The organism is Streptomyces inhibens (assembly GCF_022221585.1).
GTDB lineage: Bacteria > Actinomycetota > Actinomycetes > Streptomycetales > Streptomycetaceae > Streptomyces > Streptomyces inhibens.
Genome location: NZ_CP084681.1, coordinates 3,238,529 through 3,250,779, shown reverse-complemented (window position 1 = coordinate 3,250,779; position 12,251 = coordinate 3,238,529). Strand labels below are relative to the sequence as shown.

Here is a 12,251-nt window from a genome sequence, read left to right as displayed (position 1 = left end):
GCCCGCACCGACACCGGGGAGGAAGTGAACGATGAGCGTCACGCTCGCCAAGGGGGGCAATGTCTCCCTGTCCAAGGCCGCTCCGAATCTCACGCAGATCATGGTCGGCCTCGGCTGGGACGCACGGTCCACGACCGGAGCGCCGTTCGACCTCGACGCCAGCGCGCTGCTGTGCGAGTCGGGTCGGGTGCTGGGGGACGAGTACTTCGTCTTCTACAACAACCTCAAGAGCCCTGAGGGCTCCGTCGAGCACACCGGAGACAACCTCACCGGCGAGGGAGAGGGCGACGACGAGTCGATCCTGGTCGACCTCTCCCAGGTGCCCGAGCAGGTCGACAAGATCGTCTTTCCGGTCTCGATCCACGACGCCGAGCTGCGCGGCCAGAGCTTCGGCCAGGTCAGCAATGCCTTCATCCGTATCGTCAATCAGGCCGACGGCACCGAACTCGCCCGTTACGACCTCAGCGAGGACGCCTCCAGCGAGACGGCGATGATCTTCGGTGAGGTGTACCGCTACAACGGCGAATGGAAGTTCAGGGCGGTAGGCCAGGGGTACGCGTCGGGCCTGCGGGGCATCGCTCTAGACTTCGGGGTCAACGTTTCGTAAAGCGCCGCGCGCTGCGCGCGGGGGACCCACACAGCGAGGGATTGGGTAGGCAGTGCTCCTGAAAACCTTTGGCTGGTCGTTCGCCATCACGGTGTTCGGCCTCGCCTTGGCGGGCGTGCTCTGGGGGTGGCAGGGGCTCGCGATTGTCGGGATCCTGTCCATCCTGGAGATCTCGCTCTCGTTCGACAACGCGGTCATCAACGCAGGCATCCTGCGCAAGATGAATGCCTTCTGGCAGAAGATCTTTCTGACCGTCGGCATCCTCGTCGCGGTATTCGGCATGCGTCTGGTGTTCCCGGTCGTCATTGTCGCGATCACCGCGAAGATCGGGCCGATTGAAGCGGTCGATCTCGCCATCAACAACAAGGCGCACTACGAGGAGCTGGTCACCAGCGCCCACCCGGCCATCGCGGCCTTCGGTGGAATGTTCCTGCTGATGATCTTCCTCGACTTCATCTTCGAGGAGCGCGACTACAAGTGGCTGGCGTGGATCGAGCGGCCTATGGCCAAACTGGGCAAGCTCGACACACTGTCGATCATCATCGCGCTGGTCGTGCTGCTGGTGAGCGCCATGACGGTGGCCACCGACGTCGCGCACGGGGGCGGTGACAAGAGCGCCACTGTCCTGCTGTCCGGCGTCGCCGGCCTCATCACGTATCTCATCGTCGGCGGAGTCTCCGGCTATTTCGAGGACAAGCTGGAGGACGCGGAGGAGGGCGAGGAAGCCGCCGCGGCGACTCCCGAGAAGAAGGGCGGCGGGACCGGCGCGGCCGTGGGTCTGGCCGGCAAGGCCGCGTTCTTCATGTTCCTCTACCTGGAGGTCATCGACGCGTCCTTCTCCTTCGACGGTGTCATCAGCGCCTTCGCCATCACCAACGACATCTTCATGATGGCGCTGGGTCTGGGCATCGGCGCGATGTACATCCGTTCGCTGACGGTCTTCCTCGTCCGCAAGGGGACCCTGGACGAGTACGTCTACCTGGAGCACGGCGCGCACTACGCGATCGGCGCGCTCGCGGTCATCCTGCTCGTCACGATCAAGTACGAGATCCACGAGGTCATCACAGGCCTGATCGGCGTCGTGCTGATCGCCCTCTCTTACTGGTCCTCCGTGGTGAAGAACAAGCGCGATGGCAAACCAGGGGCCGAAGGCGGGGCGAAGTCGGAAGTCGCGTCCGGAGTGTGACGCGGGGCTGATTGAGGAACGCTCTCTGCGGGGCGGCCATGGGGTGCAGACCTCGGGCCGCCCCGCGGTAGTTGGGGCCGAGCAATGGGGTGGGAAAGTGTCGTTCCTGGGGAATCTGTGGCGCGGTGGCGCGTCGTCGAAATTTGATTTCGACAGCGGTGGAGCGTCGTACGTCGTCGAGCTGACGAAGCGGAATCCGGTCGTATCCCTGACCAAGCAGGGGGCTGCCACCGGGCATCTGCGGGTCAACCTGCACTGGCAGATGCGGACCTCGGACTTCCATGAGCGGGGCGGGCAGGGCAAGGGCAGCCTGCTGCGGCATCCGGGCAAGCTGTTCAAGCCCGAGGTCGTGCAGGCGCAGGGGCCGGCCGTGGTCAATGTCGACCTGGACCTGGCCTGTCTGTACGAGCTCAAGGACGGCACCAAGGGCGTGGTGCAGCCGTTGGGCAACTTCCTGGGTGACCTCAATGGGCCGCCGTTCGTCCAGCTGAGTGGTGACGACCGCTTCGGTTCGGGGTCCGGCGAGACGCTGTACATCAATCTGGACCACCGCGACGAGATCAAGCGGTTGCTGATCTTCGTCTACATCTACGACGGCACGCCGGCGTTCGACCGTACGCATGCGATCGTGACGCTCTATCCGAGCAGCGGACCGCGGGTGGAGGTCAAGCTGGACGAGCGGGCGCCGCAGGCCCGCTCGTGCGCCGTCTTCATGCTCGAGAACGTCAAGGGCGAGCTGATGGTGCGCCGCGAGGTGAAGTACGTCTACGGCTTCCAGGCGGAGCTCGACCGGCTGTACGGCTGGGGGCTGCAGTGGGGCCGGGGGTACAAGACGAAGGTGTGAGCCGCCGGGGCCGCCCGCGCCGCCGGGGCTGCCTGCCGACGGCCGCCGTCAGCGGGCGGCCGCGGGGCCTTCCCTAACGGCGCTGGAACTGCGGGCCCTGGGGCGGCAGGACGAAGGACGGGTCCGGCACGAAGGGCTGCTGCTGCATCGGATAGCCGTATGTCGCGCCCGGATACGGCTGCTGTTGCTGCGGCGGCTGCGGATAGCCGTACGCGGACGGCTGCTGCTGGGGCTGGTACTGGGGCGGCGGGCCCGGGTAGCCGTATGCGGGCTGGGCGGGGGGCTGCGCCGGCGGCGGCGGAACGTTGTGCGGGTAGCCGTAGCCGCCGCTCGTGGGCTGGGGTCCCGCAGACGTCGCGGCGGCCGACGGCAGCGGAGCGGCCGAGAACGGCTCCGGCAGCGCATCCGGCACATGCTGGGTGACGGCATCGGGGTCCGACGTCGGATAGGTCTGCGCGTTCGCCGCGGACGGCGGGCCCGAGGCCTCTTCGGGCCAGGTGCTCGGAGGCGGGGTCGTGGGGGTGGACGGTCCGGTGGCGGGCGGCACGGAGGCGCCGGGGCTGCCCGCCGCGGGGGCGGACGGGCTGCCGTTCGGGCCGGCGGAGGACGGCTCGCTTTGGGCGGGCGGGTCGATGGCCGTCGTGGGTTCCGTGCCGGGCGATGCCGACACGGGTGCCTCCGAGGCCGGCGGGGTCTTTCCGGCGGCCTCGGCGTTCTCGTCCACCGAGATCCCGAACTCGGTCGCCAGGCCGACCAGACCGCTCTCGTACCCCTGCCCCAGGGCGCGGAACTTCCAGCCCTCGGCGCGCCGGTACAACTCCCCGCAGATCAGGGCCGTCTCATCGCCGGTCTCCGGCACTACGTCGAAGATCGCGATCGGCTCGCCCTCAGCCTCCGCGACGTCGTACAGCAGAACCCGCAGATCCGCTACGCCCGCGAACGCACCGCCGTCCGACGATGCGGCCAGTACGACCCGGTCCACCGACGTATCCAGGGTGGCCAGGTCCGCCTCGATGGTGTCGGTCACGCTGTCGGTGACCCGGGTCTTGGGCAGATGCCGCACCAGGCCGCTGGGGTGCCGCGGTTGGTTGTAGAAGACGAAGTCCTCATCGGAGCGCACGCATCCGTCGGGCCCCACCAACAGGGCCGAGGCGTCAACATCAGGGACACCGGCGCCGGGCGTCCAGCGCAGGACCGCCCGAACAGCCGTGGCATCGAGGGGTACGTTCGACCCTTTCAGCATCGCGTGCGTCATGCCGCAATCCTGCCTTCCCTGAGGTCGCAGGGACAACGCGGGGGCCTGTCAGCGGTGCGCGGGCCGCGATCCCGGACATCTGGGCGCCTCATGCGGGTTACGTGATTTTCACGCACGCGGGAACTAACCGCACCCCCACACACGTACGATTACCGGCTGGATCCAGACAGCGAGACGCAGCGGGGGTGCCCGGGTCCCGCATGCATACGGGGAGTTATATGCGTCATTTTGGGCATCTTGCGCCCGACATCCGGAAGGCACTGTTCCACCAGGAGCCGGCGGAGTTCACCGCCGACTCTCCGGCCCGTACGCTCGCGGTCGCACTCGGCGCCACCCTCTACAGCCCCGCGACCCGTCCGCGCCTCGCCGCGGATGTCCTCAAGCAGGCCGGGCGTGGCGTGAAGTCGATGGTGCTGTGCCTCGAAGATTCCATAGGGGACGGGGATGTCGAGGCCGGTGAGGAGAATCTCGTACGGCAGCTCGGTCTGCTCGACGAGGCGGCCGCCGCGGGCACGGACCTTCCGCTGCTGTTCATCCGCGTCCGCACACCCGGTCAAATACCGGACCTGGTGCGCAGACTCGGCCCAACGGTGCGCAGGCTGTCCGGATTCGTACTTCCGAAGTTCACCGAAGAACGCGGAGTCCCGTTCCTTGAGGCGCTGACCACGGCAGAGTCCGTCTGCGATCGACGGCTGTTCGCGATGCCGGTGCTGGAATCCCCGCAGCTGCTGCATCTGGAGAGCCGGTTCGAAACCCTTCAGGGCATCGCCAGGACCGTCGACAAATACCGGGACCGGGTCCTCGCCCTCCGGCTCGGTGTCACGGACTTCTGCTCCGCCTATGGGCTGCGCAGAGCACCCGACATGACGGCGTACGACGTCCATATCGTCGCCTCCGTGATCTCCGACGTGGTGAATGTGCTGGGACGGGCGGACGGCACCGGCTTCACGGTCACCGGGCCGGTGTGGGAGTACTTCCGGCTGCACGAGCGCATGTTCAAGCCACAGCTGCGACGCAGCCCGTTCCTCGGACGCGCCGAGGAATTGCGTACGGCCCTGATCGAGCACGACATGGACGGCCTGCTGCGCGAGATCGAACTGGACCGCGCGAACGGGCTGCAGGGAAAGACCTGCATCCACCCCTCGCATGTCGCGCCGGTGCACGCCCTCTCGGTCGTCAGCCATGAGGAGTTCAGCGACGCCGCTGACATCCTGCGGCCCGAACGGTGCGACGGCGGCGTCCTGCGCTCCGCCTATACGAACAAGATGAACGAGGTGAAGCCGCACCGCGCCTGGGCCGAGCGAACCCTGCTGCGCGCCGAGGCTTTCGGCGTCGCCCGCGAGGGCATCGGGTTCGTGGAGCTGCTGACGGCGAGCCTGCCGCAGACGTGACATGCGGCGAACGACATGAACGGTACGACGGAGGAGACGAATCGCGTGGTGTGGACGGGAGAATGGGTCGCCGGTCGGCTCGGGGTCTCGCTGAGCGGCGGGGACGAGCTGCCGGAACTGCTGGGCCTTGCGTTGCGACGCAACCCCAAGCGGGCCCATCTGCTCGTGTCGAACGTGCTGGGCAAGCACGTGCCACAGCGGCCGGGCGTGGTCCATGGCGCCGGCTTCGGGCTGGGGCGCCGGGTGCGCGAGCTGCTGGGTGACGAGGCAGCCGCCCGCTCCGTCGTCCTGGGCTACGCCGAGACCGCCACCGGCCTGGGCCACTCCGTGGCCGACGGGCTGGCACTCGCGCCCTACCTGCACTCCACCCGCCGGCCCGTGGCAGGCGTGGCACAAGTGGGCGGATTCGAAGAGGAGCACAGCCACGCCACCTCGCATCTGCTGCTCCCGGAGGACCGCGAACTCCTGGCCGGCGACGGGCCGCTGGTGCTCGTCGACGACGAGTTCTCCACCGGCCGGACGGTCCTGAACACCATCAAGGCGCTGCACGCACACTTCCCGCGCGAGCGGTACGTGGTCGTCGCCCTGGTCGACATGCGCTCCGACGCGGACCGCAGCCGTCTGGAGAAGTTCGCGGCGGAGCTGGGCGCCCGCGTTGATCTCGTGGCGCTGGCCGCGGGCGGCGTAGGCCTGCCCGAGGACGTTCTGACCCGCGGCCAGGAACTCGTCGCCGAGCACGAGGCCCGTGCGGCACAGGGGCCGGCGGCTGCCCCGGGGAGTGCCTCCGAGCCCGCCGGTAGCGGTGGCGCGGAGATCACGCGGATCGACCTCGACTGGCCGGCCGGGATCCCGGACGGCGGGCGGCACGGCTTCACACCGGCACACCGCGAGCGGCTGGAGGCCGGGCTGCCCGGCATGGCGGCCCGCATCGCCCAACACCTGGACGGCGCCCGCCGCATCCTCGTTCTCGGCAACGAGGAGCTGATGTACGCGCCGCTGCGGATAGCCGAGTCCCTGGACACTCTGGTCGCCGAGAAGGAAGACGCCACCCGCGCGCCGCGAACCGATGAGCCGGCCGCGCCGGCCACGGGCGCCGGCGTCTACTTCTCGACCACCACCCGCTCGCCCGTGCTCGCCGTGGACGACCCCGGTTACGCGATACGGACCCGGCTGTCCTTCCCCGCCCACGACTGTCCGGCCGACGGGCCGGGGGAGCGCTACGCCTACAACGTCGCTGCCGGCACCGACCCGGAACGCCGGTTCGACGCCATCGTCGCCGTCGTGGACTCGCACGGCGACCTCCCCGAACTGCATGCCGCCGGCGGTCTGCTGGACCGTCTCGCCGACCACACCGACCGGCTGCTGCTCGCCGTCATCCCCTCGTACACCCCGCAACCACAGGCCCCCTCCATGCCCTTGCCCGAGCCGCTGCGCGGACCCGCCTTCTCCTCCTACGCCGCCGATGAGGTCGGCTGGCTGCTGCAGGACCTGTCCGACGTCACGCTGGAAGCGCCCACCGAGGAACGCGAGGAGGCGATTCAGCGCGGCGGCGCCCACTACGCCGAGTCGCTGCCCGTCGAATACCAGCCGAGCGAGCAGTACCAGGCGCTGTTTCACAGCGCGCTGCAGACCTCCGCGACCCGGATCGCGCGAGCTGTCGGGACCGTCACCGAGACCGTGCTCGCGGAACGCAGTCAACGGCCCGTGCTGGTGTCGCTGGCGCGGGCCGGCACCCCCGTCGGGGTGCTGATGCGCCGCTGGGCGCTGCACGCACACGGCCTCGACCTGCCGCACTACGCGGTCTCGATCGTCCGCGGCCGGGGCATCGACACCACCGCGCTCCGCTGGCTGGCCGCCCATCACGATCCGGCGGATGTCGTTTTCGTGGACGGCTGGACCGGCAAGGGCGCCATCACCCGCGAGCTCGCCCAGGCCCTGGAGGACTTCCCGGGCTTCGACCCGCGGATCGCCGTGCTCGCCGACCCCGGCGGCTGCGTCGAGACCTATGGCACCCGCGATGACTTCCTCATCCCGTCCGCCTGCCTCAACTCCACCGTCTCCGGCCTCATATCGCGCACGGTTCTGCGCGACGACCTCGTGGGCCCGGACGACTTCCACGGCGCCAAGTTCTACCGCGAGCTGGCCGCAGCCGATGCGTCGCGCACGTTCCTGGACGCGGTCAGCGCCCGCTTCGACGAGGTCGCCGACGAAGTTGCCGCGGAGGTGAAGGAACTGGCCGCCGCCGACCGGGCCCCCACCTGGCAGGGCTGGGCGGCCGTCGAACGGATCAGTGAGGAGTACGGCATCCACGACGTCAATCTCGTGAAGCCCGGTGTCGGTGAGACCACGCGCGTACTGCTGCGCAGGGTCCCCTGGAAGATCCTGTCCCGGCGGGGTGCCGGGGCCGATCTCGATCATGTGCGCCTCCTGGCTGAACTACGGGGTGTGCCCGTCGAAGAGGTCGACGAACTGCCCTATACCTGTGTCGGGTTGATCCACCCCCGCTTCACTCGCGGGGCCACGGGTGCTGACGGAAAGGCTGTGACCTCCTGATGAGCGCGATCGTCGCCAGCGACCTCGACCGCACCCTGATCTATTCGGCGGCCGCTCTGGGCCTTGCCATGCCCGACGCCGAGGCCCCACGACTCCTGTGCGTCGAGACCTACGAGCGCAAGCCGCTGTCCTATATGACGGAGACGGCCGCCGGGCTGCTCGCCGAACTGGCCGGCAGCACCACCTTTGTGCCGACCACCACCCGCACCCGTGAGCAGTACGGGCGTATCCATCTCCCCGGCCCGGCGCCGGAGTTCGCCATCTGCGCCAACGGCGGCCACCTGCTCGTACGGGGCGAGTCGGACCCGGACTGGCAGCGCACGGTCGCCGAGCGGCTCGCCTCGCACTGCGCGCCCCTGGACGAGATCCGTACACACCTTGTGCGCACCGCCGACCCGGCCTGGCTGCTCAAGGAGCGCGTCGCCGAGGACCTCTTCGCCTATCTCGTCGTGGAGCGGCCGCTGCTGCCCGAAACCTGGGTCAAGGACCTCGCGGGCTGGGCGGAAGAGCGTGGCTGGACGGTGTCCCTGCAGGGCCGCAAGATCTACGCCGTGCCGCAGCCGCTGACCAAGAGCGCAGCCGTGGCGGAGGTGGCGCGCCGCACCGGGGCGTCCGAGATCCTCGCGGCCGGTGACTCCCTTCTCGACGCCGATCTGCTGCTGGCCGCGGACCGCGGCTGGCGGCCGGGCCACGGCGAGCTGGCCGACTCCGGCTGGCAGGCCCCGCATGTCACGGCGCTCGACGAGCGGGGTGTCGCCGCGGGCGAGGAGATCGTGCGGGCCTTCATCCGCGGCGCCGCATCCCCGGGCCGCGCCGGCTGACGCGCACCGAGACAAAGGCCGCCACCGCCAGCGCGGCTGCCGCAAGGACCACCTTCGAATAGACATCCACAAAGCCCGTCACCTCCTCCCACTTCTCGCCGAGCAGATAGCCGGCGAGGACGAAGATCGCGTTCCAGACCAGGCTGCCGAGAGTGGTCAGTGCGAGAAAGACCGGTATCGGCATGCGCTCGATGCCGGCGGGTATCGAGATGAGGCTGCGGAAGAGGGGAATCATCCGGCCGAAGAACACCGCCTTCGTCCCGTGCCGCTGGAACCAGCGCTCCGTCTTCTCGATGTCGGAGACCTTGACCAGCGGCAGCCTCGCCGCGATCGCGACCGTACGCTCGCGCCCGAGCAACGCGCCCACGCCGTACAGCGCCAGGGCGCCGATCACCGAGCCGAGGGTCGTCCACGCGAGCGCGGACGCCAGATGCATACTGCCGCCACTGGCCGCGAAGCCCGCCAGCGGCAGGATCACCTCGCTCGGCAGCGGCGGGAAGAGATTTTCTGCTGCGATCGCCAGCCCCGCGCCGGGCGCGCCGAGCGCGTCCATGAGGTCGGTGATCCAGCCGGGTGCGGTGCTTCCGATGCTCTCGATCATGTTTTCAAAGCTATGAATTCTCGCTCGCCGGCACATTGCGGTACACCGCACAAAAGACTGCGGTTTTCCGCAGTGTGCGAGGGCGCGCGATGCGGCTAGCGTTTTGATCATGTTAGGAATTGCACGGCGCGGATTGCGCCTGGCGACAGGGCTGGTGCTCGGTGCCGTGTTCACGGTGGCCGAGCTCCCCTTCGTCGCGCTCTCCGCCCTGTCGCTGCTGCTCGTCCTGGCCTGGCCACGCGGCCGCCGCGCGGTGCTCAAGCCCGTGACGGCCGGCGGGCGCGCCTTGACGGAGGCCAACCGACGCCGCCTCCGCAGCTACATCACGACCGACACCTCGCACGCCTACACCGACCACCGCGCTCTGCAATATCTTTCGCTGCGCTGGGCGTTGGGGCTGTTGGGTGCGCTCGTCCTGAGCGTGACGCTGATCGGGGCGGCGTACGGCATCTCCTGGATCTTCATCCTGCTGCTGTCCGAAGTCCGCAATCCCGGCACCCTCGCGATCTCGAGCATCGGCGGCCTCTTCCTTCTCTTCCTCAGCCTTCAGGGCACATTCGGCGTCGCCAACCTCGAAACCAAGCTGGCGCGGCGATACCTCGGCCCTAGCCACCAGGAGGAGTTGGAGCGCCGCATCGAGCAGTTGGCGACCAGCCGCGCCGGCGTCGTCGCCGCGGTCAATGACGAGCGCCGCCGCATCGAGCGCGATCTGCACGATGGCGTGCAGCAGCGGCTGGTGGCCCTCGGAATGCTGCTCGGCCGCGCCCTGCGCAGCCAGGACGAGCAGCGCGCGGAGCAACTCCTGCGCCAGGCCCATGAAGAGAGCGGCCAAGCCCTGACCGAGCTGCGCGAAGTGGCCTGGCGGGTCTATCCGACGGTGCTTGACGAGGCGGGGCTGCGGGCCGCCTTGGAGACGGTCGCCGAGCGCTCGGCGATCCCCGTACGCCTCGACTACGAACTCGCCGCCGAGCCCGAGACGGCCGTGGCGACGGTCGCCTACTTCGTGGTCTCCGAAGCAGTCACCAACGCCGTCAAGCACTCGGGTGCCGGGCTGATAACCGTCCGCGTCGCCCAAGGCGAGGACGCCGTGCTCGTGCGGATCGAGGACGACGGACTGGGCGGCGCGGATTCCGCCGGCAGCGGCCTGTTCGGGCTGGCCCGCCGGGTCGCCGCCCTCGACGGCCGGTTCCGGGTGGACAGCCCGGCCGGCGGACCGACCACCATCACCGCGGAGCTGCCGTGCGCGTAGTGCTTGCCGACGATTCGACCTTGCTGCGGGAGGGCCTGGTGCGCCTCCTCGCCGAGGAGGGGCACGAGGTGGCGGCCGCGGTCGGTGACGCCGATCAGCTGATCGCCGTGCTGGAGCGCGCGGCGGAGACGGGGGAGAAGCCGGACGCGGTGGTCGTGGACGTTCGTATGCCGCCCACCCATACCGATGAGGGGCTGCGGGCAGCCGTGCGGATCCGGGAGCGCTGGCCCGAGGTCGGTGTGCTGGTGCTCTCGCAGTATGTCGAGCGCCGCTATGCCACCGAGCTGCTGACCGACGACAGCGAGGGGGTGGGCTATCTCCTCAAGGACCGGGTGGTCCAGGTGGACGAGTTCCTGGACGCGTTGGAGCGGGTGGGTGCCGGTCAGGCGGCCTTCGACCCCGAAGTCGTACGGCAGTTGCTGACGCGCAGCCGCCGCTCCGATCCGCTGGGCACGCTCACCGCACGCGAACGCGAGGTGCTCGCAGAGATGGCACAGGGACATACCAACGCGGCGATCGCCGTCCGGCTGCACATCTCGCAGAGCGCCGTGGAGAAACACGCCAACGCCATCTTCGACAAGCTCGATCTGATCGGCACATCCGGGTATTCACGCCGAGTCCTGGCGGTGTTGCGGTACCTGGGCACATGACGAAAGGGGCAGATGAGGGGTGCCGTGGAGCGCCTGACGGCCTGTGCGTGACGGCTCGTGGAGGGGGTGAAAAGCAGCTGGTGGTGTCGGAGCTCGGTTAGTCTCGCCGAGGCGGTCGGCTGCACCGTCCGGTGATCGGCCGAGACCGCGATCCTTGATCAAGAGGAGTGGCAGTGGTTGAGTCCAAGAGCACGCCGATCACCGCGGAGATGTACGAATACGTCCTCGCCCACAATCCGCCGTTGAACCCCGCGCAGCGCGACATTGTGGAGCTCACACACCAGAAGTTCCCCGAGGCGGCCGGGATGCAGTCGGCCGAGGAGCAAGGGCCGCTGCTCGCGTTCCTGGTGCGGCTGACCGGGGCTCGGCACGTCGTCGAGGTGGGGACGTTCACCGGGTTCTCGGCGCTGTCCATGGCCCAGGCGTTGCCCGCGGACGGCACACTGATCACCTGCGATGTGTCCGAGGAGTGGACGGCGTACGGCCGGGAGGCATGGGCGAAGGCCGGACTCGCGGACCGTATCGAGCTGCGGATCGCGCCCGCACTGGAAACGCTGCGGGCGATGCCGGCCGAGCCGCATATCGACCTCGCCTATGTCGACGCGGACAAGGGCGGCTATATCGCCTACTGGGAAGAGCTGGTACCCCGGATGCGGCCCGGGGGACTGATCGTCGCGGACAATGTGCTCTTCCGTGGCGAGGTCGTCGACCCGGCGGCGACCGGGTCGGCCCTGGCGATCAGGGCGTTCAACGACCATGTCGTGGCGGACCACCGGATGGAGGCGGTGATGCTCACCGTCGCGGACGGCGTGACGCTGGCGCGCAAGCGGTAGCGGCCCCGAGGGCGCGGCCCGGGGCCCGGCCGCAGACGTGCCTAACCGCAGCAGCCGCCTCCGCAGCAGCCACCCCCGCCACCCCCGCCGCTCGGGGCGGGGGCGGATGCGGAGCCGCCGACGGCGACCGTGGAAAGGAGCTTCACGGTGTCCTCATGGCCTTCCGGGCAGACGGCCGGGGCGGAGGACTCGGCCATCGGCCGGTTCAGCTCGAAGATGGAGCCACACGGGCGGCACCGGTATTCGTAACGAGGCATGGGC

At 69.2% G+C, this 12,251-nt stretch carries 12 protein-coding genes; 9 read left to right on the top strand and 3 right to left on the bottom strand.

Annotated features, from left to right (window positions below; translation table 11 throughout):
* The first annotated feature begins 31 nt into the window (after window positions 1–31).
* The 3 genes from KI385_RS15000 to KI385_RS14990 all read left to right on the top strand — a co-directional run bounded on the left by KI385_RS15000 (window position 32) and on the right by KI385_RS14990 (window position 2,637).
* Window positions 32–607, top strand: coding sequence for a TerD family protein (locus KI385_RS15000; protein WP_238572715.1), 576 nt, complete (start codon window positions 32–34; stop codon window positions 605–607).
* 52 nt (window positions 608–659) lie between these two features.
* Window positions 660–1,793, top strand: a complete 1,134-nt coding sequence (locus KI385_RS14995) for a DUF475 domain-containing protein (RefSeq protein ID WP_238572714.1) — start codon at window positions 660–662, stop codon at window positions 1,791–1,793.
* A 97-nt stretch (window positions 1,794–1,890) separates the two neighbouring features.
* Entirely contained in the window at window positions 1,891–2,637 is a 747-nt protein-coding gene (locus KI385_RS14990; RefSeq protein WP_238572713.1) for a TerD family protein, read from the top strand.
* 73 nt (window positions 2,638–2,710) lie between these two features.
* Here KI385_RS14990 and KI385_RS14985 read toward each other — a convergent pair whose 3' ends face one another.
* Entirely contained in the window at window positions 2,711–3,892 is a 1,182-nt protein-coding gene (locus KI385_RS14985; RefSeq protein ID WP_238572712.1) for a TerD family protein, read from the bottom strand.
* Window positions 3,893–4,110: 218 nt separating this feature from the next.
* Here KI385_RS14985 and KI385_RS14980 point away from each other — a divergent pair, with 218 nt between their 5' ends.
* From KI385_RS14980 to KI385_RS14970, 3 genes are read left to right on the top strand one after another with little or no spacing between them, the layout of a single operon-like run.
* Complete coding sequence (locus KI385_RS14980; protein ID WP_238572711.1) at window positions 4,111–5,283, top strand: HpcH/HpaI aldolase/citrate lyase family protein; 1,173 nt, start codon at window positions 4,111–4,113, stop codon at window positions 5,281–5,283.
* A 15-nt stretch (window positions 5,284–5,298) separates the two neighbouring features.
* A complete protein-coding gene (locus KI385_RS14975; RefSeq protein WP_238572710.1) occupies window positions 5,299–7,836 on the top strand; it encodes a phosphoribosyltransferase in 2,538 nt (845 codons plus the stop codon).
* Window positions 7,836–8,657 carry an HAD family hydrolase gene (locus KI385_RS14970; protein WP_238572709.1) on the top strand — a complete coding sequence of 274 codons (822 nt, stop codon included), beginning with the start codon at window positions 7,836–7,838 and terminating at the stop codon, window positions 8,655–8,657. The genes KI385_RS14975 and KI385_RS14970 overlap by 1 nt, the downstream gene beginning before the upstream one ends.
* Here the strand turns inward: KI385_RS14970 and KI385_RS14965 are convergent.
* Complete coding sequence (locus KI385_RS14965; RefSeq protein ID WP_238572708.1) at window positions 8,620–9,258, bottom strand: DedA family protein; 639 nt, start codon at window positions 9,256–9,258, stop codon at window positions 8,620–8,622. The two genes, KI385_RS14970 and KI385_RS14965, sit on opposite strands and share 38 nt — an antisense overlap.
* 109 nt (window positions 9,259–9,367) lie before the next feature.
* Here KI385_RS14965 and KI385_RS14960 point away from each other — a divergent pair, with 109 nt between their 5' ends.
* The 3 genes from KI385_RS14960 (at window position 9,368) to KI385_RS14950 (ending at window position 11,990) form a co-directional block, all read left to right on the top strand.
* Complete coding sequence (locus tag KI385_RS14960) at window positions 9,368–10,507, top strand: sensor histidine kinase (RefSeq protein WP_238572707.1); 1,140 nt, start codon at window positions 9,368–9,370, stop codon at window positions 10,505–10,507.
* Window positions 10,498–11,157, top strand: coding sequence for a response regulator transcription factor (locus KI385_RS14955; RefSeq protein ID WP_238572706.1), 660 nt, complete (start codon window positions 10,498–10,500; stop codon window positions 11,155–11,157). The genes KI385_RS14960 and KI385_RS14955 overlap by 10 nt, the downstream gene beginning before the upstream one ends.
* 209 nt (window positions 11,158–11,366) lie before the next feature.
* The gene (locus KI385_RS14950; RefSeq protein WP_238577699.1) at window positions 11,367–11,990 is read left to right on the top strand and encodes an O-methyltransferase; all 624 of its coding nucleotides are present in this window, start codon (window positions 11,367–11,369) and stop codon (window positions 11,988–11,990) included.
* Window positions 11,991–12,031: 41 nt separating this feature from the next.
* Here KI385_RS14950 and KI385_RS14945 read toward each other — a convergent pair whose 3' ends face one another.
* Window positions 12,032–12,247, bottom strand: a complete 216-nt coding sequence (locus KI385_RS14945; protein ID WP_238572705.1) for an FmdB family zinc ribbon protein — start codon at window positions 12,245–12,247, stop codon at window positions 12,032–12,034.
* Window positions 12,248–12,251 lie beyond the last annotated feature (4 nt).